23 protein-coding genes are annotated in these 25,959 nt (G+C 29.3%); 10 read left to right on the top strand and 13 right to left on the bottom strand.

Going from position 1 to position 25,959, the window contains the following annotated elements; genetic code table 11:
* Positions 1-9: 9 nt before the first annotated feature.
* Positions 10-624, top strand: coding sequence for an HD domain-containing protein (locus tag ACZ5RS_RS12295; protein ID WP_464635870.1), 615 nt, complete (start codon positions 10-12; stop codon positions 622-624).
* Here ACZ5RS_RS12295 and ACZ5RS_RS12300 read toward each other — a convergent pair.
* The gene (locus ACZ5RS_RS12300) at positions 617-1,300 is read right to left on the bottom strand and encodes a GntR family transcriptional regulator (RefSeq protein ID WP_464635872.1); all 684 of its coding nucleotides are present in this window, start codon (positions 1,298-1,300) and stop codon (positions 617-619) included. The two genes, ACZ5RS_RS12295 and ACZ5RS_RS12300, sit on opposite strands and share 8 nt — an antisense overlap.
* Positions 1,301-1,746: 446 nt before the next feature.
* Between ACZ5RS_RS12300 and ACZ5RS_RS12305 the strand changes: the two genes are divergently transcribed.
* The 6 genes from ACZ5RS_RS12305 (at position 1,747) to ACZ5RS_RS12330 (ending at position 8,446) form a co-directional block, all read left to right on the top strand.
* Positions 1,747-2,814 carry a zinc-binding alcohol dehydrogenase family protein gene (locus tag ACZ5RS_RS12305; protein ID WP_464635874.1) on the top strand — a complete coding sequence of 356 codons (1,068 nt, stop codon included), beginning with the start codon at positions 1,747-1,749 and terminating at the stop codon, positions 2,812-2,814.
* 46 nt (positions 2,815-2,860) lie between these two features.
* Positions 2,861-3,904, top strand: a complete 1,044-nt coding sequence (locus ACZ5RS_RS12310; RefSeq protein WP_464635876.1) for a sugar ABC transporter substrate-binding protein — start codon at positions 2,861-2,863, stop codon at positions 3,902-3,904.
* 97 nt (positions 3,905-4,001) lie between these two features.
* The gene (locus ACZ5RS_RS12315) at positions 4,002-4,985 is read left to right on the top strand and encodes an ABC transporter permease (RefSeq protein ID WP_464635878.1); all 984 of its coding nucleotides are present in this window, start codon (positions 4,002-4,004) and stop codon (positions 4,983-4,985) included.
* Between the two features lie 4 nt (positions 4,986-4,989).
* Positions 4,990-6,492, top strand: a complete 1,503-nt coding sequence (locus ACZ5RS_RS12320; protein ID WP_464635880.1) for a sugar ABC transporter ATP-binding protein — start codon at positions 4,990-4,992, stop codon at positions 6,490-6,492.
* Positions 6,493-6,503: 11 nt separating this feature from the next.
* Complete coding sequence (locus ACZ5RS_RS12325; RefSeq protein ID WP_464635882.1) at positions 6,504-7,544, top strand: ABC transporter permease; 1,041 nt, start codon at positions 6,504-6,506, stop codon at positions 7,542-7,544.
* Complete coding sequence (locus tag ACZ5RS_RS12330) at positions 7,541-8,446, top strand: amidohydrolase family protein (RefSeq protein WP_464635884.1); 906 nt, start codon at positions 7,541-7,543, stop codon at positions 8,444-8,446. The genes ACZ5RS_RS12325 and ACZ5RS_RS12330 overlap by 4 nt, the downstream gene beginning before the upstream one ends.
* A gap of 43 nt (positions 8,447-8,489) precedes the next feature.
* Here the strand turns inward: ACZ5RS_RS12330 and ACZ5RS_RS12335 are convergent, their stop codons facing one another.
* The 3 genes from ACZ5RS_RS12335 to ACZ5RS_RS12345 are packed head-to-tail and all read right to left on the bottom strand — an operon-like array spanning position 8,490 to position 11,858.
* A complete protein-coding gene (locus tag ACZ5RS_RS12335; protein ID WP_464635885.1) occupies positions 8,490-9,875 on the bottom strand; it encodes an FAD-binding oxidoreductase in 1,386 nt (461 codons plus the stop codon).
* The gene (locus ACZ5RS_RS12340; protein WP_464635887.1) at positions 9,868-11,061 is read right to left on the bottom strand and encodes an electron transfer flavoprotein subunit alpha/FixB family protein; all 1,194 of its coding nucleotides are present in this window, start codon (positions 11,059-11,061) and stop codon (positions 9,868-9,870) included. Before ACZ5RS_RS12340 ends, ACZ5RS_RS12335 begins: the two co-directional genes overlap by 8 nt.
* Positions 11,062-11,072: 11 nt before the next feature.
* Positions 11,073-11,858 (bottom strand): electron transfer flavoprotein subunit beta/FixA family protein, encoded by a 786-nt coding sequence (locus ACZ5RS_RS12345; protein ID WP_464635889.1) that lies wholly within the window; start codon positions 11,856-11,858, stop codon positions 11,073-11,075.
* Between the two features lie 274 nt (positions 11,859-12,132).
* Between ACZ5RS_RS12345 and ACZ5RS_RS12350 the strand changes: the two genes are divergently transcribed.
* Entirely contained in the window at positions 12,133-12,999 is an 867-nt protein-coding gene (locus ACZ5RS_RS12350; protein WP_464635891.1) for a MurR/RpiR family transcriptional regulator, read from the top strand.
* Here the strand turns inward: ACZ5RS_RS12350 and ACZ5RS_RS12355 are convergent.
* From ACZ5RS_RS12355 to ACZ5RS_RS12390, 8 genes are all read right to left on the bottom strand, one after another.
* Positions 12,989-13,888 carry a GNAT family N-acetyltransferase gene (locus ACZ5RS_RS12355; protein WP_464635893.1) on the bottom strand — a complete coding sequence of 300 codons (900 nt, stop codon included), beginning with the start codon at positions 13,886-13,888 and terminating at the stop codon, positions 12,989-12,991. The genes ACZ5RS_RS12350 and ACZ5RS_RS12355 overlap by 11 nt on opposite strands.
* On the bottom strand, positions 13,889-14,785 hold the full coding sequence (locus tag ACZ5RS_RS12360) for an ROK family protein (protein ID WP_464635895.1): 897 nt from the start codon (positions 14,783-14,785) through the stop codon (positions 13,889-13,891).
* Positions 14,785-16,608, bottom strand: coding sequence for a class I mannose-6-phosphate isomerase (locus ACZ5RS_RS12365; RefSeq protein ID WP_464635897.1), 1,824 nt, complete (start codon positions 16,606-16,608; stop codon positions 14,785-14,787). Before ACZ5RS_RS12365 ends, ACZ5RS_RS12360 begins: the two co-directional genes overlap by 1 nt.
* An 18-nt stretch (positions 16,609-16,626) precedes the next feature.
* A complete protein-coding gene (locus tag ACZ5RS_RS12370; protein WP_464635898.1) occupies positions 16,627-18,066 on the bottom strand; it encodes a hypothetical protein in 1,440 nt (479 codons plus the stop codon).
* A 2-nt stretch (positions 18,067-18,068) separates the two neighbouring features.
* The gene (locus ACZ5RS_RS12375; RefSeq protein ID WP_464635900.1) at positions 18,069-19,259 is read right to left on the bottom strand and encodes an AGE family epimerase/isomerase; all 1,191 of its coding nucleotides are present in this window, start codon (positions 19,257-19,259) and stop codon (positions 18,069-18,071) included.
* Between the two features lie 9 nt (positions 19,260-19,268).
* The gene (locus tag ACZ5RS_RS12380; RefSeq protein WP_464635902.1) at positions 19,269-20,126 is read right to left on the bottom strand and encodes a carbohydrate ABC transporter permease; all 858 of its coding nucleotides are present in this window, start codon (positions 20,124-20,126) and stop codon (positions 19,269-19,271) included.
* Positions 20,123-21,034, bottom strand: coding sequence for a carbohydrate ABC transporter permease (locus ACZ5RS_RS12385; RefSeq protein ID WP_464635904.1), 912 nt, complete (start codon positions 21,032-21,034; stop codon positions 20,123-20,125). The genes ACZ5RS_RS12380 and ACZ5RS_RS12385 overlap by 4 nt, the downstream gene beginning before the upstream one ends.
* Positions 21,035-21,096: 62 nt before the next feature.
* Positions 21,097-22,371 carry an ABC transporter substrate-binding protein gene (locus tag ACZ5RS_RS12390; protein ID WP_464635907.1) on the bottom strand — a complete coding sequence of 425 codons (1,275 nt, stop codon included), beginning with the start codon at positions 22,369-22,371 and terminating at the stop codon, positions 21,097-21,099.
* 276 nt (positions 22,372-22,647) lie between these two features.
* Between ACZ5RS_RS12390 and murQ the strand changes: the two genes are divergently transcribed.
* Both murQ and ACZ5RS_RS12400 read left to right on the top strand, forming a co-directional pair.
* The gene (gene murQ, locus ACZ5RS_RS12395) at positions 22,648-23,571 is read left to right on the top strand and encodes an N-acetylmuramic acid 6-phosphate etherase (RefSeq protein ID WP_464635909.1); all 924 of its coding nucleotides are present in this window, start codon (positions 22,648-22,650) and stop codon (positions 23,569-23,571) included.
* Positions 23,556-24,491, top strand: a complete 936-nt coding sequence (locus ACZ5RS_RS12400) for an N-acetylglucosamine kinase (RefSeq protein ID WP_464635911.1) — start codon at positions 23,556-23,558, stop codon at positions 24,489-24,491. Before murQ ends, ACZ5RS_RS12400 begins: the two co-directional genes overlap by 16 nt.
* A 76-nt stretch (positions 24,492-24,567) precedes the next feature.
* Here the strand turns inward: ACZ5RS_RS12400 and ACZ5RS_RS12405 are convergent, their stop codons facing one another.
* Positions 24,568-25,959 (bottom strand): ADP-ribosylglycohydrolase family protein, encoded by a 1,392-nt coding sequence (locus tag ACZ5RS_RS12405; RefSeq protein WP_464635913.1) that lies wholly within the window; start codon positions 25,957-25,959, stop codon positions 24,568-24,570.

The following is a 25,959-nucleotide window of genomic DNA, read 5'->3' on the forward strand; positions in this document are numbered from 1 at the left end:
AACATGAGTATGAAAACAATAATAGAAAATGCAATAAAATATATAGAATACTTCTTCAAAGAAGATTATAGTGGACATGATTATTATCACTCATTAAGAGTATATAATACAGCAATAAAAATTGAAGAAATAGAAGAAGAAAATAATAAAGCTATTGATTTAACAAAAGTTGAATTGATAGCCCTACTTCATGATGTTGATGATTATAAAATTTCCCCTGAAACTAGCAAGAATTTAGATAATGCTAGATCTTTTTTAAAAGATAATAATATAGCAAATGAAGAAATTGAAGCAATTATTTCAGATATTAGTAACTTATCATTTTCTAAAGGTAAATCACCAGACTGTTTATCAATTGAAGGAAAAATAGTTCAAGATGCTGATAGATTAGAAGCACTTGGGGCTATTGGAATTGCTAGGACCTTTGCATATAGTGGCGCTAATAATAGAGTTATATATGATCCAATAGATAATAAAGACTCCGCCATTAAACACTTTTATGACAAATTATTAAAACTAGAAGATTTAATGAATACAAACTATGGAAAACAATTAGCTAAAGAAAGAACCAATTTCATGAAAGACTTTCTTAATGAATTCTATAAAGAATGGGGTATTAATTAAATTTATTAGTGTTAGTATAAGCAGCAACTTGTGGTGGAATCTTAGTTAATAATTTAAAAGCACTACTCTTAGATTCTTTTAAATGAACAACTAATTCTTCACGAGCTTGATCCCAATCTTCTTTTAATAAACACTCAATAATTCTAACATGCTCAATCTGTCCTAGTTCAATACGATTAGTATATTCACTACCAGACAAAATTCTTAATCGTTTATTTTGTGCTTTAATAATATTATAAAAATTTGTTAAATAATCATTTGGAATACAATTAATAATAGAATCATGAAATTTATCATCAAGTTCAATTACTTTTTCTTTCGTTAAGAATTGCTTCTTTTCTCCATGATAATAATTTAAATAATCTAATAAATCTTCAGTATCAATCTTGAAACCATATCTTTGAATTGCATAAGGTTCAACTAATAATCTAACTTCAAAAATTTTATTAATTTCTTCAATTGTAATTGGATTAATCATAATACCTTTTTTAGGCTTAATAGTTACAAGACCCTCCTGTTCTAATCTTCCAAGAGCATCTCTTATAGGGGTTCTACTTATATTAAATTCATTTTTCAATTGTTCTTCATTAATCATTGAACCGGGAGTATAAACACATTCCACTATATTATTCTTAATTATGTTGTATGCTTTAACTTTTAATGATTCTTCTTTCATAGATTAATCCCCTTTTTTTGTATATTAAAATAATAAAATCATTAAGTAAATATAAAAATTCAAAAAAAAATAATCTATTGTATACAACAAAATCATAAAACACACTTTTTAAGCATTTTTTTTATATCAGAATACTAAAAAAACAATTATATTTATATAAAAAATATTTTTATAAATATAATAAAAAACTCATTACAAATATTTTTTATAAAAGATCTTTAATTAATTTATTAACAATAAAATATAAACTACTAAGCAAATTTCAACCAATTAATATGTATTTAAAGGCTTTAAAAGCAATATCTTTTCATTTATACAACACAAATTAAATTATATAATAAAAATTTATTTAATTAAAATCATAATAATTATTTATTAAACTACCATTTTTTTAATAGAAATTTTTATTTTTTTTATGTTGACAAATGGAAATTCTGTGATAACATATGAAAAATACAACGTTGTATACAACAATAAAGGAATATATAAAAACAATGAAAGCAGTATATATTAACAACCCTGGTGAAATAGAAATAAAAGATATTGATATGCCAATCAGAAAAAAGGGAGAGGTGCTACTAAAAGTATTATATTGTGGTATCTGTGGTAGCGACTTAGGCTCCTATAGAGGGTCTTTTGCATATTTTGAATATCCAAGAATTCCAGGCCATGAATTTTCAGCAGAGATAATTGAAATTGATGACAATGATTTTAATCTAAAAAAAGGTATGATTGTTACATGTAACCCTTATTTTAATGACGGAACGTGCTATTCTTGCAAAAAAGGAATAGTAAATGCTTGTGAACACAACGAAACATTTGGCTGTCAAAGAGACGGTGCTTTTTGTGAATATGTCACAATGCCAATAGAGAGAGTTTATGATGGAAAAGGTTTAGATCCAAAACAATTAGCAGCTATTGAACCTTTTTGTATTAGCTATCATGGAGTAAAACGTGCAAACGTTAAAAAAAATGATAATGTTTTAGTTATTGGCGCAGGAACAATTGGTGTGCTTGCTGCTATAACAGCTAAATCAAAAGGAGCTAATGTATACATTGCAGATATAGCTGTTGAGAAATTGGAAAAGGCAAAAGAATTTGGAGTTGATGGAGTTATATTAAATTCATCAAAAAAAGAATTACTAGACAATGTCAATAAAATAACTAATAACAATGGATTTGATGTGGTTATTGAAGCAGTTGGAAGACCATCAACTTTCCAAGATTGTTTTGATACCGTCTGTTTTGGTGGCAATATTGTCTTAATAGGAGTAGGAAAAGAAAATTTAGACTTTTTCTTCACTCAAATACAGAAAAAAGAATTAAATGTTTATGGTTCTAGAAATGCTTTGAAAGAAGATTTCTTAGAATTAATAGATTTAGTAAATACAGGGACACTACCATTAAATAAAATTATTACTAATATTTATAAATTTGATGATACAGCTAAAGCTTTTTCAGATTTTAGCAATAAACAGGGTGAAATGTTAAAGGTAATGATTGATTTTAATTAGAAATCATATAAATAAAAATATAGTTATCAAAAAGGAGTTAAGTTTTATGATTACTAGCAAAAAAAAGGTTTTAACAAGTATGATGCTATCTTTATTAGTAGTATCAATGCTATTTGTTTCATGTGGTCAAGTAAAAACCGACAGTGAAACAAACGCAGAGGCAGTAGGCACAGTAGCAAGTGCACAATTAAGTTCAAGTGTTGATCCATATTCAGATCCAATTAAGATTGCATTTGTACCAAATGTAATTGGTGACACCGTTGCTAATGCTTGGGGAGATGGAGCTGAAAAAGAATTAGCTACCTTCTCTAATGTAACTTTCCAACGCTTTGATGGAAAAGCATCAGCAGAAACACAAGGAAGAATCATTAAAGATTTAATTAACCAACACTATAATGCAATTCTATTACAATGTTCAGATAGTGCTGCAGCAGCAACTTTTGTAGAGCAAGCAGAAAATGCAAACATTCCTGTTATTACTCTAAACTTAGATGCTGATACAACCCATACTGGTTTAATAGCTATGGTAGACTATGAAGCTGGCGCATTAGTTGCAAAGAACATGGCAAAAGCTATGAATGATAGTGGTAATGTAGTTATCATTCAAGCAACACCAGGAGCTACTCGTGGAGAAAGACTTGAAGCGGGATTTAGAGATGAATTAGCTAAACATGCAAACATTGAAATACTTGATGCTCAATCAGGTGAATGGTTAACAGAAAAGGCAAATGTTGTTATGAATGATTTCTTAACAAAATATCCAAAAATTGATGGTGTATTTGCTCACAATGACGCTATGGCAGAAGGTGCTTCTCAAGCCGCTGCAGCAGCCGGTCGTTTAGATGGTATGCAAATTTGGGGAGCTGATGGTGAGAAAAAAGCTCTTGAATATATTGAACAAGGAAAAATGAGTGGTACAATTTATACAAACTGTTATGACCAAGGAGCTACAGCAGCTAGATTAGCTATGTATGCAATTGGAGCAGGAATTAATGGTACTTCATTAACTTCAACACCTGAAATTAAAATGGCACCAATTGTTGTAACTTCAGAAACAGTAGGAACTATTGGCGAAAATATTCGTTGGTAAATTAATTCACAAATTATGAGGTAACAAAATTAATAATTACATTTTGTTACCTTATTAATTGTAGTGGCAAAAGAAAGGAAAAATTTGGAGGTTTATTTTGCGTCAGGAACAAATTAGACGATTGGTATCTATTGGGTTGTTAATTTTATTATTTGCGATTCTAGGGTTTACAAGTGATACTTTTTTTACCAAAGCTAATATTTTAACTTTACTTAGAGAAAGTTCAATTATGGGCATTGTTGCAATTGGTGTTACTTTTATAATTATAACAGCAGGCATTGATTTATCTACAGGAGCACTTATTGGTTGTGTTTCAATGATCTGTGCTAATTTAATGTATAACCATGGTGTTAGTGGAAATGTTATTATCATTTTAGCTATTTTATTAGGAACTTTTGGTGGCTTTATTAATGGTATTTTAGTCTCTAGATTAAACTTACCGGATTTTATTGCAACACTTTCAACTCAATTCGTTTTTAGAGGCTTAGCTTTAGTTTTTGCAATTAAATCTGCAACAGGAATGATTACAAACAAGGTTATAAAAGATAGAACGATTTTATTAATTGGTGGAAATATTAACGGGATTTATATTTCAATTATATTTTTCTTTTTGTTTGTTATTTTAGGCCAATTTTTATTAAAACGTACTAAATTTGGTTTATATACTTATTCTGTTGGATCAAATCAAAAATCTTCACAACTATCAGGGATTAATTCTAAGAATATAAAACTTGGAGTATATACACTAACTGGTTTCTTATGTGGTGTAGCTACCCTATTTTTAATGGGAAAAATGAAAAGTGTTACTCCTGATACTGGTATAGGATTAGAATTTGATATAATCGCTGCTGTAGTAGTTGGTGGTTGTGCATTTAACGGTGGTCGTGGAGATGTAGTTGGAACAATGATTGGTGTTATTTTTATGTCTGCCTTAACTAATGGTATTTATAAATATAATTTACCAACTGCAGTCCAATTAATGTTAACAGGCTCTGTAATAGTTCTTATGGTTATTTTTGATTCTATTTACAATTCTTATATGCTTAAGAAAATGTCAAAAAAGATTGAATGCGAGGCTTAATGATATGAATAAAACAAACAATATATTCTTAGAAATGAAAGATATAAAAAAGAGTTTTGGTATAGTCTCAGTCTTAAAAGGCGTTAACTTAACAATTAAGAAAGGCGAAGTACATGCACTAGTTGGTGAAAATGGTGCTGGAAAATCAACACTTATAAAAATTTTAACTGGAATTTATACTAAAAATAGTGGAGATATAATAATTAATGGAAATTCTGTTGATATAAAATCTCAAACAGACTCTAGAAAATTTGGGATAAGCACGATATACCAAGAATTAAGTATGATTCCTACCCTAACTGTGGCCCAAAATATAATGCTAGGAAAAGAAGATTCATCTTTTGGCGTTTTAAAAAAGAAAAAGATGTATAAAAAAGTTCAAGATTTAATTGATGATTATGGTTTTAAATTAAAGGCTAATGCAGTTGTTGAGACACTAAGTATTGCCCAACAGCAAATGGTTGAAATATTAAAAGCGCTTAATAGTGATGCCGAAATGCTTGTTATGGATGAACCAACAGCATCTTTAAGTAGTGAAGAATCAGAATTATTATTTAATATTATAAGAAAACTTAAATCAAAAGGTATAAGCGTTTTATACATTTCACATAGATTAGAAGAAGTATTTATGCTAAGTGACACTATTTCAGTTTTAAGAAATGGTGTTAATGTCGATTCTATCAAACACGATGATGTTATTCCTGAGAAAATTATCGAGATGATGATTGGTAAAGAATTCGATGAATCTTTTGCACCGAACAAACTTCATAGTCCGACAACCCCACCTATTTTATCTGTCAAAAAATTATGCAGAAAAGGAGTATTTACTAATATTTCTTTTGACTTGCATAAAGGAGAAATTTTAGGCATTGGAGGTCTTGTTGGTTCTGGTAGATCAGAAATATTAAAAAGCATTTTTGGAATAGACAAATATGATAATGGAGAAGTTTATTTCGAAGATAAAAAAATGCCTAATTCAGTTGATTCCATGATTATTAATGGATTTGGTTTGGTTCCTGAAAACAGAAGAGATGAGGGACTATTCCCACTATTATCAATCACTGAGAATGCTACAGTTCCAAGCTTAGATGATTTAAAAACAGGAGCTTACCTATCTCCTAAAAAAGTATCTAATCTTGGGGATAAAACAATAAATATACTTGATGTTAGACCCAAAAATCCAAAATTTATTGTTGGAAACATGTCTGGAGGAAATCAGCAAAAAATAGTATTAGGAAAATGGCTATTGAGAGATTTAAAAGTATTGCTTATTGATGAATTAACAGCTGGTGTTGATATTGGAGCAAAAAGTGAAATTTATAGCAAGCTAAAAGAATTAGCCTCCTTAGGATTATCTGTTTTAATTGTATCTTCAGATATGCAAGAATTACTACATATATCAGATAGGATATTAATTATTAGAAAAGGTGAAATTGTTAAAGAATTCTCTTCTGGAGTTGTATCACAAGAAACCATACTTACGGCCTCTTCAGGGCTTGATAATTAAAAGGAAAGATTATGACTGATTTAATTAAGAAAAAAAACTATAAAGAGTTAATGAAAAAACTCCAAAAGCCGATGCTATTATTTATTTTAGGCTTGTTTTTAACAATAAAAGAACCTGGAATCTTTTTAACAGCAGCAAACTTCAAAAGTATTTTACAAGCTATATCAATTTATGGAGTTATGGTATGCGGTGCTATTTTTACAATACTTTTAGGCGGTATTGATTTAAGTGTTGGAGCAACCGCGGCTATAAGCGGAGCAACCTGTGTAGTTACAATTTTACATTTTGGATGCACCACTTTTGCGGTGATATTAGGATTAACCTTTGGAATTGGTAGTGGAATAATTGTAGGAATTTTTAATGGTGCAATTGTTTCATTCTTTAAGGTCCCTCCTTTTTTAATCACTCTAGCTACTCAATACATATTCTATGGTGTTGCTCAATTAATAACTAAGAATAAAGTTATTGGAATAATGGAACCAAAAATGTTTACTTTTATTGGTGGTGGTAGATTATTTGGAATACCTTTTGCAATATTTATTTTAATAATTATGGCATTAATTAGTTATTATATTTTAAATTACACATCCTTTGGTAAAAAGATATATGCAGTTGGGGGTAACATGACTGCAGCAAAATATAGTGGAATTCAAACCAAAAAAATTAATATTAGTGCTTATGCTATTTCAGGGTTCACTGCTGCTATTGCCGGAATTATGTTAGCTAGCTGGAACCAACAAGCTATCGCAAAAGCAGCCTATGGATATGAAAACGATGTTTTAACAGCTATTGTAGTTGGAGGGACTTCATTACTTGGTGGTGAAGGTTCAATTCAAGGGGCAATGTTTGGTGCTCTGTTGGTTGGCATGATTAACAATGGATTAAGATTATTAGGTGTTGCTTCAACTTATCATAGCATGGTAAAAGGTATAATTATTATAATTGCAGTATCTATTGATGCACATTCTAGATTAAAAGATAGTGGATATCACAGACAAGCTTCATTAAGAAAGATCGTTTTCTTTAAAAGAAATAAGGAGATTGCTAAATGAAAATAATCGATTCACATGTCCATATATTTAAAACTTTAGCTGGTTTTGGAGCTAAAGGAGAATTAAGGGCTATAGGAAATGGAAAAGCTATGTGGGCAGATGGTACAATAATTAATATGATACCTGAAAACTATGGCGACAAAACTTTTGAAATTGATTCTTTATTATCAATCATGGATGAAAACAATGTTGAAAAAGCCGTTATACTACAAGGTGGTTTTTATGGATTTCAAAACCATTATGTAAAAGAAGCAATTGAGAAGTATCCAAATAGATTTACTGGAGCAGTAACATTTGATCCTTTTTGTAAAAATGCAAAAGAACTTGCTACTTTATATTTAAAAGAATGGAACTTTAAGATTGTAAAATTTGAGCTTAGTACTGGGGCTGGACTAATGAGTTATCATACGCCTTTCAAAATAGACAATGAAATCATGATGGAATATTATCAAATGATAAATGATTCAAATGCAACATTAGTTTTAGATATTGGAAGCCCATTAATGGATAGTTTTCAACCAGAAGCTGTTGCCAAAATTGCAAAAAACTTTAAAGAGATGAATATTGTTATCTGTCACTTAGGCGCTCCAACTTTAAATGATTTTGAATACTTAAAAGATATGCTAAATATTCTTAAATTAGATAATATTTATTTTGATTTAAGCGCAATTCCTTGGAATGTATATCCAGAAGTATATCCCTATCCTACTGCAAAAAAATTTATTCTACTTGCAAAAGAAATTGTTGGAATAAATAAACTTCTTTGGGGAAGTGACGCTCCAAGCCCCTTAACAAGAGACTCTTATAAACATTTATGGAATTATATTGAGCAATTTTTAGATGCAGATGATATGAGAAAAATCATATATGAAAATTCATCGAGTGTATATTTTGGTAATTAAAAAGGTTTAACACCGTTGTATTAATGCAACGGTGTTAATAAATTTAAATAACTTTACCAGGGTTTAAAATTCCCTTAGGATCAAAAGCCTTTTTTATATTACGCATTAATGATATTTGTTTTTCACCTAAATCATTAAATAAGTATTGTTTTTTATCTAAACCAATACCATGCTCACCACTAATTAAGCCACCATATTGAGCAGCCTTTAAATACATTAAATCAAATGCTTTTGCTTTTTTTTCTGTCCATTTATCTTCATTTAACTTATCTTTACAAAGATATATATGTAAATTACCATCCCCTGCATGACCAAAACTTTGAATTCTCATGACTAAATCTTTTGAGATTTGATTAGTATAAAGTAAGAACTCTGCAATCCTATTTCTTGGTACTACTACATCACATTCATCCATTTCTGTAGTTGAGCTTTTAATTGCCTCCAAAAATGCACCTCTTGCTTTCCAAACACTTTCTTTTCTCTCTTCTGTATCAACTATTAAAACATCAAGAGCTCCTTCTTTTAAACATAGATCTGAAACTGTTGATAATTTATACTTTACTTGATTAGGTTCTCCATCAAAACTTAAAAGAAGATAAGCATCAAAATCATGGGTGGGGAACTTCTTCCCTAAATAATTTTCTGCATTCTCAATAGTTTCTTTAGACATATATTCAATTGCAACGGGCAAAACTTGAGTTAATATTATCTTTGGTACTATTGATATAGCATCTTCCATTGAAGCAAATGGTACTAAAACACTAACAGTAGAAGAAGGTAATGGAATTAATTTAAGTATAGCTTCAGTAATCACAGCAAGAGTTCCTTCACTACCAATTAATAAATCTTTAAGACTATATCCACTACTGTTTTTAACTACTTTTCCACCAAATTCAAGAATTTCACCACTAGGCAAAACTACGGTAAGGCTTCTAACATAATCTCTAGTAACACCATACTTTACAGCTCGCATTCCACCTGCGTTTGTAGAAATATTTCCACCTATAGTAGCTCCTTTTTCCCCTGGATCAGGCGGATATAAAAAGCCTTCACTTTCTACATAAGAAGCCAAATCCATTAACAAAACACCTGGTTGCACTTTTACAGTTATATTTTCTTTATCAATTTCTAGAATCTTGTTCATTTGACTTAGGTCAATCATTAAACCACCATAAATACAAACTGAACCTCCAACGAGTCCTGTTCCTGAACCTCTTACTACGACAGGGATGTTTCTTTCATTAGCATATTTCATTGTCTGAGAAATTTCTTCAGTTGTTAAGGCTTTTACTAATACCTCAGGGGTTCCCCAAGTACTCCCTAATTCATCGTGACAATAATCATCACTAATATTTTCAGCGGTTAATAATCGGTCCCCATAAATTTCTCTAAAAAAATTTACATCTGTAGAATTAACTTTATTAAACATTTTTTAAATTCTCCATTTTTCTTATGAGATTAGGAAGTATTTCATATAAATCACCTACATAACCATAATTTGCAATATCAAAAATTTGAGCATTAGTATCTGAATTAATAGCGATAATACAATCACTACCTTTTGCTCCTGCTGCAAACTGGACTGAACCAGAAACACCAACTGTTATCAAAAGTTTTGGTTTAACAGTTCTTCCAGAAAGTCCGATTTGTTGTTTAGAATTAAACCAACCTTTTTCAACCATGGGTCTTGTACAAGCTATTTTTGCACCTAAAAGATTACATAAATTTTCTATTAATTTAATATCAGCTTTCTTCTTTATGCCCCTACCACATGCAACTATCATTTCAGCTTCACTTATATCAGTTACTACTGGTTTTTCAATAATTTTTTTAATTATTACTCTACTAAAGAGCTTTGATTTATCTATACTTAAATATTCAATATCTCTATTACTGATTTCTCGCTTTTTCCCTTTATCAAAGATCTTATAACGAACTGTACACATTTGTGGCCTTTTATTAGGCGTAATGATTCTTGCCATAATATTACCACCAAATGCGGGTCTAATTTGAACTAGATCTGTATTAGCTTTCATCTCTAAAGCTGTACAATCTGCTGTTAATCCTGTTTTAAATCTAGCAGCAACTCTTGGCGCTAAAGCTCGACCTACATCAGTCGCTCCGAATAATACAGCAGTTGGTCGATATTTAATTATAAAATCTTCAAAAACAGCAGTATAAGGTTCTATTAAAAAATTTTTTAGCGCTTCATCTTTATATATAAATACTTTATTCGCCCCATAATAAAATAAATCATCTATATTACTGATTTCACCATTACCAATAAATAAAGCATAAACTTTTTGATTAATTACATTTGCAAGTTCAGCAGCTTTATTTAATAACTCAAATGTAACATCATGGATTTTTCCTTTATTATGCTCCACAAATACTAAAATCCCTGAATATAAAGTTTTATCAATCTCATTTTGCTTTGCTTCAATATATTCTATTGTACCATCAGAGACTCTTACACAAAGCTTACAATTTTTACAACCAGACCTTATTTCTAATTTATTTTGATCGTCATATCCTATTTGTCCAAAAGGACAGGCTTTAATCAATTTAGTAGCTAAAGTTTTATTTATTTTTTCTTGATGTATAACAAATCCCATAACTTATCCTCCTAAATAATGAATTTCTTTTCTAAAAGTAGTTCATAAATTTTCGAGGATAAATCACATGATGTTCCTTCGACCTTATACCTATCTGTAGTTTTATTAGGTGGGAAAATTTTCTCAACTTGTGTTGCTGATCCATCCAACCCATAATTAACAACATTAGTATCATCCATATCTACCAAACTTAAGGTTTTTATATCCATTGGCTCTTTCATTCTTTTATAGGATGGTAATCTTGGAGTATTTATTTCACTATCAAAACTTATCAAACAAGGAAATTTCATTTCTTGAGTTATAAATAAATGCTCTTGATTGCTTTCAACTAAAAGACTTTTAGAATTAGACAAACTTAATGAAACAACATTACTAATATTAGGAATATCTAGAAATTCAGCTATTTCTACTCCTACTTGTGCAGTATCACCATCAGTTGTTTGTTTACCACAAATTATTAAATCAAATTTACCACATTTTTTTATTGCTTGGGATAAAGCATAACTTGTTGAAAGAACATCAGAACCAGCAAAAGCTCTATCACTTAAAACAAAACCTTTATCACAGCCCATTGCTATTGATTCTTCAATGACCGATTTAGCTTGAGGTGGGCCCATAGTTAAAGTGGAGACAGAACCTCCATATAATTCCTTTAATTTCAAAGATGATTCTACTGCAAAAAGATCATAAGGATTAATTTTATTATTATCTTTTGTCCTAATAAGAGTTCCTGTAACAGAATCAATTTCTACATTACTTGACCCCGGAACTTGCTTAATACATATTAAAATGTTCAAAATTTACCCCTTAAACATATTATATTCAGTTTGAATTAGTTAATTTTTTTATATTAATTCCGATTAAAATTAAATTAACAAAGAAATTTTTCTACCCCTCTTTGCTTAGGTAATTATACTATAAATATACTTGTTGTCAATTTTTTTCATTATTTTTTAATTTTTTCTGTAAATTATTTTCTATTATATATCTTATAAGAAAATAAATATCACATAATAACAATAAGACATGAAATATATTTTCACTATTATTAAAATATGATATAATTTCCCTATGATTAATAATAAAATATATTTATTAGAAAAATTAACACAAAGTAAAACTCCATCAGAAAAGAAAATAGCTGAGTATTTACTTTCAAATAAAAAAGAAGTACTTAATATGACAATTCTAGAATTAGCTAAAAATGCTGATACTAGTACTGCAGCAATTATTCGTTTTTGCAAACGGTTAGATCTAAAAGGCTATCCTGAACTTAAAATTGCTTTGGCAAAAGAAGTTTTCACCATTGATAATAGTTTAAAAAAGAATGGCCCTATTTCTTTAGATTTTTCAAAACAAGCATCATTAACTGAAATTTCAAATAACATTTTACAAATTACAAAAAATACAATTGAAACATTATCTAAAATGATTAATCCAGAATCTCTTGAAAAAGTAGTAAAGAAAATTCGAACTTGTAGATCCATCCAAATTCTTGGAACTGGGGCATCGGGTATTGTTGGTAAAGACTTACATCAAAAATTCTGTAGATTAGGCTATTTATCAATTTTTAATGAAGATACTGAACTTCAAACCATTTCTGCTTGTTCTGCTACCAAACAAGATGTTGTTTTTGCAATATCTTACTCTGGAGAACATAAAGCTGTAATTAAAGCTGCAAATGAAGCTAAAAAAAATAAAGCTTTTATCATAGCTATCACACGTTTCAAAAAGACTGAAATTGCTAAATTGGCAGATATTTGTTTATATGTCCCTGATGTTGAATCAATATATAGAGAAGGTGCTTCATTATCTAGAATAAGCCAATTGCTTATTGTTGACATATTATATCAAACACTAATTACTAGTGATTACAATCAATCAATTAAATTACTACAACGTACTTGGGAATCTATTGATCATAAAATTACTTATTAGATAGTTTTAAAATTGACATATTACTAAATGGTTCAAAACCTAATTTCATATACATTTTTACAGCAACAGAGTTATTTTCTCCCCAAAGAAAATAGCTCTTTTTGCAGCCAAGTTTTTTTTGTTCTTCTAAAACAGAAACTGTTAAATTAAGCCCAATTTTCCTTTTTCTATAATCTTTTGAAACATAAATTGGGCCAAATCTGCTTATATCATTACCGATAACACCAAATCCAGCGAATCCAATAACTTTATTATCACAGATAGCTAAACATCCAAGATTTCTCCTAGAATGAGACAAATATGCCTTATTAAATACATCTTGCCATTCTACATGCTCAGAATCTTCTAAAAGTTCCATCACACTGGGAAAATAATAATCATTAAAAGTAACAATTGAATATGATTTACCTGCTTCAAAATCATAATATTCAGCTTTATTAAACAAATCCAATCTGCGCTGCATTGAGATTGCTATATCAACTTGATCAAACCTATTTTTATCAAAAAAAGGTTTAGCACCCTTATAAATTTCTGTATCTAAACCAGGGACTAAATATCCATTAGGACATCCAGAAAAATAAGTTGAATAATCTTCTAACACAAATTTATTTAATAAAGCACTACCTATTCCACTTCTTCTGTAATTAGGGACTACTCCTATAAAATGAACATAAATATCTTTTTTCAATTTATTTATTGATCCAGAAATTATCCCAATAGGTTCATTATTATCTATAGCCATATAACAGTTTGTTTCTTGAATATTAAAGTTACTATAAAAAAGTTCATTGAAGGATTTAATATCAAGAAAAAATTCTTTAAAAAGCTTATTAAATAAATTAAAAAATTTAATATATTCTTCAGATGTGGAAATTTTAATTATTTTCATTTACTTTTCCTCGTCAAGAAAACATAAACCCCGCAGTGCTAAAGAGTCAAAATCTTTAACAGGTGCTATTTTTTTCAAATATGGTATATCTGCAACAGCTTTTTCAAAAGAAGGTCCAAAATACTTAAATCCTTTAGAAATCTGACCGCAAAACACAACGCATTCAATTTCTAATTCAGTAAGAATTTTTCTAATAGATTTACCTAATATTTCACCCATACTTTGATAAACAGCAATTGCATTTTCATCCCCAGAACTAGCAAAATCTTCAACAATTTTTGCATCTAATTCACCAGTATATGAAGTCCTATTTATATAACCATTTACTATAGCCCTATTAGAAACAAAATCTTCAAGAACGTTATCACCTAATTTCATTTGAAATATTGGATATCTAGGTTGTCCATGGTTATGACTTACAATATTTGAATCTTTTAAATAACCTGTACCTAAACCTGTACCAATACCAATGCAATAGACTTTTGAAAAGCCCTTAGCTTCATCAAATAGATAAGCTCCTTTTGTACTACCATGTAAATCATAATGAAAGTGAATCTCCTTACAAGGAATTATTTCATTAATTATAGGTTTCAAAGGAACGTTTTTTATACTAATAAATTTATGAACCATTAGGGTACAACAAGCAATATAATCAAAAGGACCAGGGAATCCTAAACTAATTCGACAAATTTCTAAGTCTTTTTCAAGAGCAATTTGTTTCATTAATTCTAAAACATTTTTTAACTGATTAAGTACTTCTTCTTTAGTTCCTGTAGAGCATGAGGGAAGTTGTTTGAAAGTTCCCTCATGTAATTCTCCAGCAAGACTAACTAAAGCAGTTTTATAGTATGTACCACCACAATCGATAGCAAGAACTACTTTATATTTTTTTTCCATTATTTTAACTGTGTTTTATGTATAGCAACAGGATGATTGCTTAAATTAATAATTCGATATTTACCAACACACGCAGGTAAAACAATAACATCTCTATATTTCATTTCGAATGAATATTGACTATTTTCAACAGATTCAACTCTAACTTTTTCACCATCAACTAAAGCTAAAACATTAAATTGATCATTGGTGTTTTGATAAATTTCATCCATAAATTCTAATCTTCTTAGTGAAAAATAGATTAAATCATGTTCTCCAACTATTACTTCTTTCCAGTTTTTTCCTTGAGCAACAAGTTTAGGTTCTTGAACTAAATTTTCTTTAACCCAATTACTTTTTCGTTCCTGATGTAAAACTTTTTCACCATAATATGAATGAATTGGTCTTGGAGTACCATCTAAATCTTTTCTAAGAAAATCATACATCTTGAAGGTATAAGAACCAACTGTTAAACTTCCAATCTCAAGAACAACTTGATTCCGTCCAGAGGAGTGAATAGTCCCTGCTGGAATAAGATATTGCATACCAGCAACTGATGGAACAGAATTTACATATTTATCATAATCTATTTCTGTATGATCCTTTTCACTTTCTTTTACTTTTTCTATAAATTCTTGAGGGTCACTCCCTTCTTGGAATCCTAAATATGTTTTTGAACCCATAGCAGCTTCTACAACATAATAACTTTCATCCTGTCTTCCAAGCTCGTTAAAATTTTCTTTAATAAAAGCTTCATCTGGATGACATTGAATAGACATACTACCACTACTGTGTATTGTATCATCATAATTAAATCTAACAGGAAAATATCTACCAAAAGTATCTACACTCTTTTTACCTAATAAAGGAATACTTTCCATTCTTATAAAGGTATAAAAAGGAATATCTAATAAAGTACTACCGGCTTTTATAACTAAACTTACTTCAGAAGGAATTAAATCAAATACCCAAGCACAATTTTTCATAGTTGATGGAAGGTTTCTTAACTTCAATGTTGAGTAACCACCCCAAACACCTTCACAATATACAGGTTTACATCTAAATGGTTGTTTTACAACAGCATCACAGATTTTCTCAAAAGAATCTCTTGAGATCATTTTTAAATTATCACTATCACTTGCTTCTATATACCAATCTATTACTTTTTCATCAATCAATTCAGTTTTATGTTTCAAAGAAACTTCGAAATCAACATAATAAGCTCTTCTCATAGTTTGTCCATAATTACGAGTGGCTTCATCACCTATATTTTTAGCCTCTCCTCTCTTATAACGAAGAACTACATTCTTTGGAATAACATCCATATAATAGATTATATCTGCAAACTCTCTAACCTGTTTTGTTGTTGCAAAATTCCCATAAATGATAATTATTGAATTATCATTAGATTTAAGTTTTAATAAAAGTTTTTCAACTTTTTCTTTATCAAAAAATACATCTTCATTATCATGAGATAATTTAGCATAAAGATTCTTTGGATCTTTTTTAGGATCATTACTTAAAATATCAGAAAAATAATCCTCAATTTCTTTTGAACTCTTGTATGTATTTTCAATATTAATTTTATCACAATATAAACCAAATTTTTGATATAGGTTTCTGCCAATCAAATTGATAAGGGGGTTATAAACTGCTGTAGGATATCCAGATATTAAAACTACACATTTACCCTTACTTTTTTCTTTTTCTACAATTTGATTAACTATAGCATTTGAAACTTTAAAGTTTCCTTCGAACACATTAACTTCATCTCCACTTGATAAATTGGGAACATTAACTGCTGACCAATCATCATATGGAAATGGATTAAACATAAAACTCATTTCACATTCTCCTAAATTTTAAACTGCATAAAAACTAAAATTGCATAGTTCACTTAAAGCTTTTAATTGTTTTATATAATCACCTTCAACCACTACAAAATGTTGTGTTGTTCCTATTTCGAGTAACTTTTCAAAAAATAAATTAATATCTCCATCCACTCTAAATTCCGAATGGGTATATCCTTGAATTCTATGCGGGCCTTCTATAGAAGTTACTTTGCTTGCAACTAATTTGATATCATCACCAATCTGAGAAATATGAATCATAGTCATTTCTCCTGCTGGGATTCTCAACCAAGCAAAAGGGGCACCAGCATATTTATAGTTAGTTTTTGCAAAACGCTTATCTATAGCAATCTTTACATTATTAAGACTCTCATCTGAGTTATAATCATTAGGACCTGCATGCCCACCACAAAATAAATCTCTTGATTTATCTATATAGAAAGGTTCAACAACATTAACTTGTTTATTAGAAAGTAATTTTAAAATATAAACAGATAATGCAATACCTAAATCAGCTTCAGGACAAACAAACCTTAAATTATCATTTATAGATTTAGGATAAAATCCAGGCCTTAAACCTATCGTTTCAAATATTTGAGAACTTACATCATTTAAAGTAATACCATCTAGATTATATTTACTCATAAGTTTATCAAGACCTAAAGAATATCTAGCAGAAGCTGCAAATTTTATCTCATCAATTTCATCTTCAACTACATATCTTTCTTTTAGTTCTTTAACATATAGATTAACTTCATCATCACTAATTTCATCTGAAATTTTTAAATATTCTTGATAAGAATAGAAACTAATCTCTGGCCCATTTTTAAAAATTCGATAAGGGTTAAAATAAGTATTCCACATTATTTCATTAAATGTTGGCAGAACACAAATATGAGAGTTTTTCAAAATATTAGATACTTTAGAGACATTTGCATAATCAATTATTTTAGAAGCACAATCATTTATTGTCCCAACAATTACCTTAGCTCTACGATCCATTTTTTTAATAGAACCAGAACCAACAAGAGAGCCAACTAAACCACCATCTGTCAAAAATTGAATAAAATTATTATCCAAACTACAATCTTCATATCCAATGTTTTCTTTTGCTGGATAAAAATATATCAAAGGAATATTAGGATTTGATTCTCTAAGAAACTTCACCCAAACATTATCTTCTGACCAAGAATGGAACATGCATAAAATACAATCCACAGATTCAGAATTAAATAGCTTGAGAGCTCTTTGCATATCATCATCATTAAAGATTTCACCAGGATTAATAATAGATAATTCAGGAGATAAACTTTGTTCAATTTTCAATGTCTCTTTTTTTATTCTTTCAAAATAAGTACCATCTTTTGTCCCTTGACCTAAATCATGAAATCTTGTGCAACTTATAAAAAAAAGACCAATTTTACTTTTTCTGTTTTTTAATGAAACATCCATAATTAATCCTCCAACAGCAACTCTTCAATTGTCGAAATACTTTCCATTAAAACTCTTGGTAAATGAAACATACCCTTCCATTTTCCACCTTTCATAGTTTTTGCCAAACTTCCATCTCTCTCCAAATAACCAAACCATTCACCTTTTTTATCATCATTAAAATGATCCCATGACCAGTTATGAACTTTTACATACCAATCAAAGAATATTTGATTTTTTGTAAGAGAATATAAATAAAGAGTTGCATATAAAGCTTCGACATGAACCCACCATAATTTCATATTTGATTCAACTTTTTCTGTTGGGAAACCTTGTGCATCTTGGTAATAGAAGATACCACCATATTTGTTATCCCAACCACGATCCAAAGTCCAAATTAAGGATTCAGTTAGAATATTTATTAATTCTTTATCATTTTTTTCATTAGCAGATTTTGCTAAGAACCAAATTAATTCACATGTATGACCAGGACATAAAAGTCTATTTTCCATACATAAAAATTTTTTCCCATCTAAAGAAACTCTTTCAAAAACTATTTTTTTATCTATATCAATATGATGTTTTACAATCATACTAATTTCTTTATCAATGATTTGATCATAAATAGGATTATCATCAAATCTTTTTAAAACTTGAGCTAAATTGACTTGAATCATTGAAAATCCAAAAGCATGAAAAGATCTACTATTTTTAACTTGCTTATTATATTCACCTTTTGGATTATCTTTTCTTGCTTGAATCCTATTATAAATTTCTTTTGCTAATTTAAGATATTTTACATCATTTGTAGCAGCAGAATATTCTGCAAAAGCTATACAAGCAAAACAATCTGAATAAATATTATATGGAGCAACTAAAGGATTTCCTTTATCATCAACTGAAAAATAGAAATCACCATTTTCAGATCTAGAATATTTTAATAAAAAATCAACACCTAGTTTTGCTGCGTCTAAAAGGTAGCTATATTTTTCTCCATATCTATTATAAATATGGGAAAAACACCATACTTCCCTAGCCTGCATCCAAGTAAATTTATCAGTATCATAAACAGTACCATCCTCATCTAAACAAGTATGGTAACCCCCATTTTCTTTATCTAAAGAATAGTTATACCAAAAAGGAATAACACCTTCAAACAAACATTTTTTATAACTTTCTAAATTCTTTTTAAGAATTTTATTTTCAGCATTCATTTTAACTAATTAACCTTTTACAGCTCCAGCAGTCATACCTTTAATAAAAAATTTTGACATAAATAGATATACAATAATCATTGGAATTATTGCGATTGTTAGTGCCGTAAATACTAAATCCCAAGATATTTGATATTGTCCAAAGAAACTTGAAACACCAAGAGGTACTGTTCTCTTTGAATCACTAGAAATCATTACCATAGGGAAAAAGAAATCATTCCAAATTGGTACGATATTATATATAGTAACCAAAGCAATTGAAGGAGCCGATAAAGGCATTACAACATTGCTATAAATTGAAAGTTCATTACATCCATCAATTCTTGCTGCATATTCTAAATCTTTTGGTATACTTCTCATTGTTCCACCTAAGATAAAAACTGTCGAAGGAAGACTCATAGCAGTAAAGATCAATATCAATCCCCATCTATTATCGATTAGTGACAATTGTTTAAGTAATAAGAAAAGAGGAATTATAGCTGCTTTTAAAGGTAATACTAAACCAGATAAGAAAACCAAATAAACTGGCATTCTCATCTTATATTTATATCTAGCAATACCGTTTGCTGCCATAGATCCAAATAGAATAACAAAGATAATTGATGCAAAAGTAGTTACAATACTATTAACAAAATACATTCCGAAACCACCCTTCTTCCAGACAGTTTCATAATTCTCTACTTTCATAACTTCTGGAAATGAAAAAGGATTCCTAAAAATTTCATTAGTAGTTTTAAAGGATGAAATTACCATATTAAATATTGGAAAAATTATAGCAACAGCATAAAACAATAATAGAAGTTCAAAAAATATATACAAAAGTTTTTTCAATATTGATGATTTTCTAAATTTTAAATCTGTAATCATACCTCAACCTCCTTACTTTGGAAAAACAAAATATTTCCAACAGAAAAGGTGATACAAAGGAAATAAATTATTACAGAAAGCGCTGATCCTATTCCAACAACAGGAACTGTTGAAGCTTGGCTTCCAAATGCTGTTCTATAGAATAAAGTACTAATAGTATCAGTAGCATAGTTTGGAGCGCCATCAAGCCCACCAATTGTATAAACTTGTTCAAATACATTAATACTACCAACAAGTGTTAAAACAGTAATAACCATAATAGATGGAACAATCAAAGGTAAAATTATTTTCCAAAAAATTTTCCATTCTGATGCTCCTTCAAGATATGCTTGTTCTAAACAATCAACAGGAACATTATCAATAGCTGCTAAGAATACTAGAGTAGGAAATCCAATCCAACGCCAAATGTTCATAACAATTAAAGCTGCAGTTGCTGTATCAGGATTACCTAACCAAGAAAAATAAAATCTCTCAATATGTAAAGCTTTGAACAATTGGAAAAATAGTCCAAATTGTGGGTTATAATATAATTTCCATAAAAATCCGACTGCTACGATTGATAACAAAACAGGCATAAAAAATAATCTTTTATAAATACTACTACCCTTGATACGTCTACTTAATAAATATCCAAAAAGTAAACCAATAGTATTTTGAATTAACATTGAAGAAACAAACCATTGTAGATTGTTTTTTAATGCATTAGGTAATCTTTCATTATAAGGAAATTTCGTAAAAACATTCTTAAAGTTTTGTAATCCAACAAAATCTTGTCTCTGAAAGCCATCCCAAGAGAATAAACTATTAACCATTGAAGAAAAGAGTGGATATATAATAACTGTTGATACAATAAGTAATCCTGGAAGAATGAAAAAAAGTATCCATAAAACTCGTGTTTTTTTATTCATCAAGTACTCCAAAAATACTGCTTTTACCGAAATCAGTAAAAGCAGTTATTAATTCCAGTTAATTATTTCTGGAATGGTTCGTAATATGTCTCTACACCTTTTTGTATAGTTGCACAGACTTCTTCACTTGTCATATCGCCAGAAATTAATGCTTGTATTCCAGTTTGTAATAATGAAGAACCAGTAGGTTGTTCATATCTAAATCCAACTAACATTACATAAGGAACCTTAACTAAATTAGGATCACTTACAATCTTTAAGTATGAATTTTGAGGTACAACATCTTTATGTTCAGTTTTAACACCTAGCTTATCACTTAATAGTTGTTGAATTTCTTTTGAAGCTAAGAAATTAACAAATTTTAAAGCTTCAGCTTGATGTGTAGAACTCTTATTTACACCATAAGATCCGTCCATATAGAATGCGATATAACGTTGACCACCCATTTCTTCTGGAGGGCAAACAAACATTCCAAGATTAAGATCTTGATTTTGACTTAAGAAATATGAAGCTTCCCAAATTCCACCCATAAAGTGTGCTGCCATGCCATTAATAAAAAGCATTTGTTGTGCTACATAATCAATACTTTCATAACCATCAGGGAAATAAGGAGTTAAAGATTTAACTCTATCCAATGCTGCTACATATCTAGGATCTGTAAAATTAGTTTTTCCTGAAGTAACATCATCAAAGAAAGAATTTTTATAAACACCTGAACCAACTAAACCAACAAGTACTTCATTCATCCAACCAGTATAAGTACCATTTGAAATAGGGGTAACACCAGCTTTTTTACATGCTTGTAAATTGGAGATGTATTCAGCCCATGTTTGAGGTTCAGAAAGACCAAGTTCTTTGTAAATGTCTTTGTTATAATAAATTACTAAAGATTGGCTAGCATAAGGTACACCATAAACATTATTATCATAAATACTAGTACCACCAGCTAAAGATGTAGCATCAAAATTAGCTAATCCAGGAACATTTTCTTCTGTTAAAGGAAGTAAATAACCAGGTTTTGCGAATTGTTCAAAGTTACCATAAGCTCTTAAATGGATAACATCAGCTGCAGTTCCTCCCTTAAAGTTTGCAGCTAAAACTGTTTGATATTCTTCAGTCTTATAAGGACGATAAGTAACTCCAATATTTGGATTCTCAGCCTCAAACATTGAAATTATTTCTTCGTAAACAGGAACATCTTCTGTTCTCCAAGAACTGAAAGTTAATTCTACTTTATCAGTTTTTGAACTTGAAGCCTCTTGTGTTCCATTTGCAAATACACTTGCTGAAAAAATCATTGCAAGAATAAGTAAAGCAATAAAAATTCTTTTTTTCATAAAGACACCTCCTTGTGCTTTAATCAAAGTTTATCACGCTTAAAAAATATGTCAAGAAGTTTCAATAATTTTTAATAATATTCGAAAGAAATTTTCAATAATAAAAAAAAGTTAAAATTTTTAGTAATTTTCATACATATCGATATAGGCAAAAATCGTTAAATAAAGCCTTTATTTAGAGAAAATATGTTGTAAGTAAAAATTATTTTCATATTATTTTATAAATAATCAAAAATAATTGTTGCTTTTTAAAAATATTAATACTATCATGATTTTATGAAAACAAAAAAATTAGCAACAGAACAGAGAAACCCTCTTTCATACAGAATTGATACAAAAGAAACTTCTGAAATATTAACAATTATCAATGAAGAAGATCATAAAGTAGCTGATGCTGTTAAGACAGCTATACCACAAATTTGTAACGTTGTAGAAAAAGTTATAAAAGCATTTAATAATAATGGTCATCTATATTATATAGGTGCGGGAACCTCTGGAAGGCTTGGCGTTTTAGATGCCTCTGAATGTCCTCCAACTTTTGGGGTTCCACTAGAATTAGTTAAAGGAATTATTGCTGGTGGTAATATTGCACTTACAAGATCAATTGAAAATGCTGAAGATGACGGGGAAGCTGGAATTCAAGCAGTTAAAGATAATAAAATTGGTAAAAATGATGTCTTAATTGGAATATCAGCTTCTGGAGGGCCTAATTATGTTGTTGAAGCATTAAAGTATGCAAAACAAATTGGTGTTTCTGTTGCTGCTATAAGTTGTAATATAGATAATAAGTCTTTTGAAATATGTGGTAAAGATAATTCAATATACTTACCTGTTGGCCCAGAGATTGTTACTGGATCTACAAGAATGAAAGCAGGTACGGCACAAAAATTAGTTTTAAATATGATTACCACTACAGCTATGATAAAAACTGGTAAAGTGTATAATAATCTTATGGTAAATCTACAGCCAGTAAACATTAAATTAATTGATAGAGCTATCAATTTAATATGTGAAGTAACTGGATATGATTACAAAACATCAGAAAAAGCATTTTACAAAGCAAATAAAGAAACAAAAACCGCTATGATAATGCTTATGCTAAATATAGAAGCAAGTAGTGCTAGAGATTTATTAGCTCAAAGTAATGGTTCAATTAACAAAGTATTAGACAAGAGAGGAGTTAAATGCAATATTTCTTAGGAATAGATGGCGGTGGTACAAAAAGCAGATTAATTATAGGTGATAATAATTCTAAAAAACTTTTTATAGGCCAAGGGGATAGTATAAACATATTTTCCGTTGGAGCTAAAAAAAGTTTAGAAGCATTAAAAGCTTTAATTAATACTTCCCTATCAAAACAAAACATTGATGTAAAAGATGTTAAGAGAATATGTATCGCCTCAGCAGGACTAGCAAGAGAATCTGAATTAAAAATTTTTAAAGATTTTTTTCAAAAAAACTACCCTACTATGGAAACTGTTTTTACAACAGACATCAAAGCACTACTGGTAGGTGCTCTAAATTATAATGATGGAATTTGTTTAATTTCTGGAACAGGCTCAGTAGCAATGGGGCAAGATAAATTTGGAAATATTGTAAGAGCTGGAGGCTTTGGCTGGAGATTAGGAGATGAAGGTTCAGCCTCAAATATTGCACTTGAAGCTATTAGAAGAATTATTAGAAGTAGTGAAAATCGTGATTTAGAAACTAATATGGGTGATGAATTATTAAACTTTTTCAATCTTAAAAAAATTGAAGATACAATTCAATTTTTCCATAATCCAAATCTTGATAAAGCTAGTGTAGCTTCAGCTGCATACATAGTAACCAAATATGCTCGAGAAAAAGATCCTTTAGCTACAGATATTTTACAAAAGAGTGCTATTGAATTATTTAATCTAGTTTTATCAGTTCACAATAGACTCCCAAATGTAAATTCCAGACCTCTAATAACAGCTGGTGGTGTTTTTGAACATGATGAAATTGTTACTCAATTCTTCAATTCTGAAGTACAAAAATATAATCAAACTAAAAAAAATGAATCAAGAGGGCTTAAACAATCTCCATTAAAGACTAACGCTTTAGATGGGGCCTTATATATTGCAATAAATAAATCCTAAATATGTCATCACATATATTATCTATTTATATTTGAACTGGTTTAAAAAATCTTAAACCAGTTCAAATAGTTTAAATTTATTTATTTGCATCTCTAGTTAAATTAATTGTTTTTTTAATTAAATTATCAATTGAAATGATTCTTTTATCTCTTAAAATAGTTTTAACTTCATTATTTAAAGGTAAAATTAATTCTTCCTTTATAACATTAGAACCAGTAGCTATTGCTAATATGTTAAGTACTGGAGCTGCTGTACAATCAACATCAAGGCCACAACCACAAATAATTTTAGTTGTTTCCTCAAAATCATTATTACCAAACCATAAAGCAATTATTTCTGCAACAATATTAGGATAAACATGAATCCAATTATAATATTTATATTTTCCTTCTGCTTGTGCCCATGCAACTTCCCAATTAGAATAAGATTTACAGAGTTGTAAAGCATAACTAATAACAGAATAATATTCACTGTCATCCGGAATATATTTTATTGCTTTTTCAATAACTTTTTTCATATCTTTTTCTACAAAAGCTAAAGAAACCATAACTGCATTAAACATACCTCCAAGAATTCCTGAATTAGAATGTGATACAACCCCATCATAAATTGACAATTTGGCAGCAAGTTTAGGATTCCCAGGAGCAACCATACCATGTACCATTGTTCGCATTTGAACACCAATCCAATCACTAAAATAATTATCTATTAAACCAGAATTAGGTGGAAAATGACCTCTCCTTAAATTCTCTAAAGCTATTCTCTCTGCACTATAACCATCAGCAATTAATTCAAGCCAAGCCTCAGCAATATCATTTGATGTGATATTATTACCTTTTTTCTCAAAAGCTTCTAAAAAAACTAATTCATAAGTTATATCATCATTATAAGTCTCAGGGTGCCTGAGATATGTTGAAATATTCTTACCAAAAACTTTTTCAATATTTCTCTTTGTATATCCTTCAATTTGGGTACCAAGAGCTCCACCAATTAATTGTGCAATCCAACCTGCCTTAATTGATTCAGCAAAAGAATCAGAATTAATATCATATATAAATTCATCAAAACTTATTTTTGCAGATATTTCTTCCCAAGATGTATATTTTTTAAACTTATGATAATCTGAATCTTTATTTAATTTGGCGTTATTCAATAAATAATATATTTTAGCAGTTACTCTCTGTAAAGTTGAATAATCCTTATTATTTACAGCTTCAAGACCTGTTTCCATATATTCTTCAGCTTCTTCAACACAATATCCTTTATTTCTCATAGCTTGAATTGCAGCAATAACTAAATGGCATGGAGCATTACTTCCTGGAACTTTTGACACCCAGTCAACTAAAATTTGATCATCTGAAATCTGCCCTTTTTTAACATAATTCATCCAATCTATTTTATGCTCAATGTCTTCTTTCCTTGGAACTGCATTTTCCAACCAATTTCTTTCAATTTGTCCAGCATTCAT

Source organism: Pleomorphochaeta caudata, assembly GCF_055395745.1.

Bases quoted from the DNA above. Each gene is read 5' to 3' on its own strand.
- ACZ5RS_RS12295 (WP_464635870.1), top strand. From the start codon at position 10: ATGAAAACAATAATAGAAAATGCAATAAAATATATAGAATACTTCTTC.
- ACZ5RS_RS12300 (WP_464635872.1), bottom strand. From the start codon at position 1,300: ATGAAAGAAGAATCATTAAAAGTTAAAGCATACAACATAATTAAGAAT.
- ACZ5RS_RS12305 (WP_464635874.1), top strand. From the start codon at position 1,747: ATGAAAAATACAACGTTGTATACAACAATAAAGGAATATATAAAAACA.
- ACZ5RS_RS12310 (WP_464635876.1), top strand. From the start codon at position 2,861: ATGATTACTAGCAAAAAAAAGGTTTTAACAAGTATGATGCTATCTTTA.
- ACZ5RS_RS12320 (WP_464635880.1), top strand. From the start codon at position 4,990: ATGAATAAAACAAACAATATATTCTTAGAAATGAAAGATATAAAAAAG.
- ACZ5RS_RS12325 (WP_464635882.1), top strand. From the start codon at position 6,504: ATGACTGATTTAATTAAGAAAAAAAACTATAAAGAGTTAATGAAAAAA.
- ACZ5RS_RS12330 (WP_464635884.1), top strand. From the start codon at position 7,541: ATGAAAATAATCGATTCACATGTCCATATATTTAAAACTTTAGCTGGT.
- ACZ5RS_RS12335 (WP_464635885.1), bottom strand. From the start codon at position 9,875: ATGTTTAATAAAGTTAATTCTACAGATGTAAATTTTTTTAGAGAAATT.
- ACZ5RS_RS12340 (WP_464635887.1), bottom strand. From the start codon at position 11,061: ATGGGATTTGTTATACATCAAGAAAAAATAAATAAAACTTTAGCTACT.
- ACZ5RS_RS12350 (WP_464635891.1), top strand. From the start codon at position 12,133: ATGATTAATAATAAAATATATTTATTAGAAAAATTAACACAAAGTAAA.
- ACZ5RS_RS12355 (WP_464635893.1), bottom strand. From the start codon at position 13,888: ATGAAAATAATTAAAATTTCCACATCTGAAGAATATATTAAATTTTTT.
- ACZ5RS_RS12360 (WP_464635895.1), bottom strand. From the start codon at position 14,785: ATGGAAAAAAAATATAAAGTAGTTCTTGCTATCGATTGTGGTGGTACA.
- ACZ5RS_RS12365 (WP_464635897.1), bottom strand. From the start codon at position 16,608: ATGAGTTTTATGTTTAATCCATTTCCATATGATGATTGGTCAGCAGTT.
- ACZ5RS_RS12370 (WP_464635898.1), bottom strand. From the start codon at position 18,066: ATGGATGTTTCATTAAAAAACAGAAAAAGTAAAATTGGTCTTTTTTTT.
- ACZ5RS_RS12375 (WP_464635900.1), bottom strand. From the start codon at position 19,259: ATGAATGCTGAAAATAAAATTCTTAAAAAGAATTTAGAAAGTTATAAA.
- ACZ5RS_RS12380 (WP_464635902.1), bottom strand. From the start codon at position 20,126: ATGATTACAGATTTAAAATTTAGAAAATCATCAATATTGAAAAAACTT.
- ACZ5RS_RS12385 (WP_464635904.1), bottom strand. From the start codon at position 21,034: ATGAATAAAAAAACACGAGTTTTATGGATACTTTTTTTCATTCTTCCA.
- ACZ5RS_RS12390 (WP_464635907.1), bottom strand. From the start codon at position 22,371: ATGAAAAAAAGAATTTTTATTGCTTTACTTATTCTTGCAATGATTTTT.
- murQ (WP_464635909.1), top strand. From the start codon at position 22,648: ATGAAAACAAAAAAATTAGCAACAGAACAGAGAAACCCTCTTTCATAC.
- ACZ5RS_RS12400 (WP_464635911.1), top strand. From the start codon at position 23,556: ATGCAATATTTCTTAGGAATAGATGGCGGTGGTACAAAAAGCAGATTA.
- ACZ5RS_RS12405 (WP_464635913.1), bottom strand. From the start codon at position 25,959: ATGAATGCTGGACAAATTGAAAGAAATTGGTTGGAAAATGCAGTTCCA.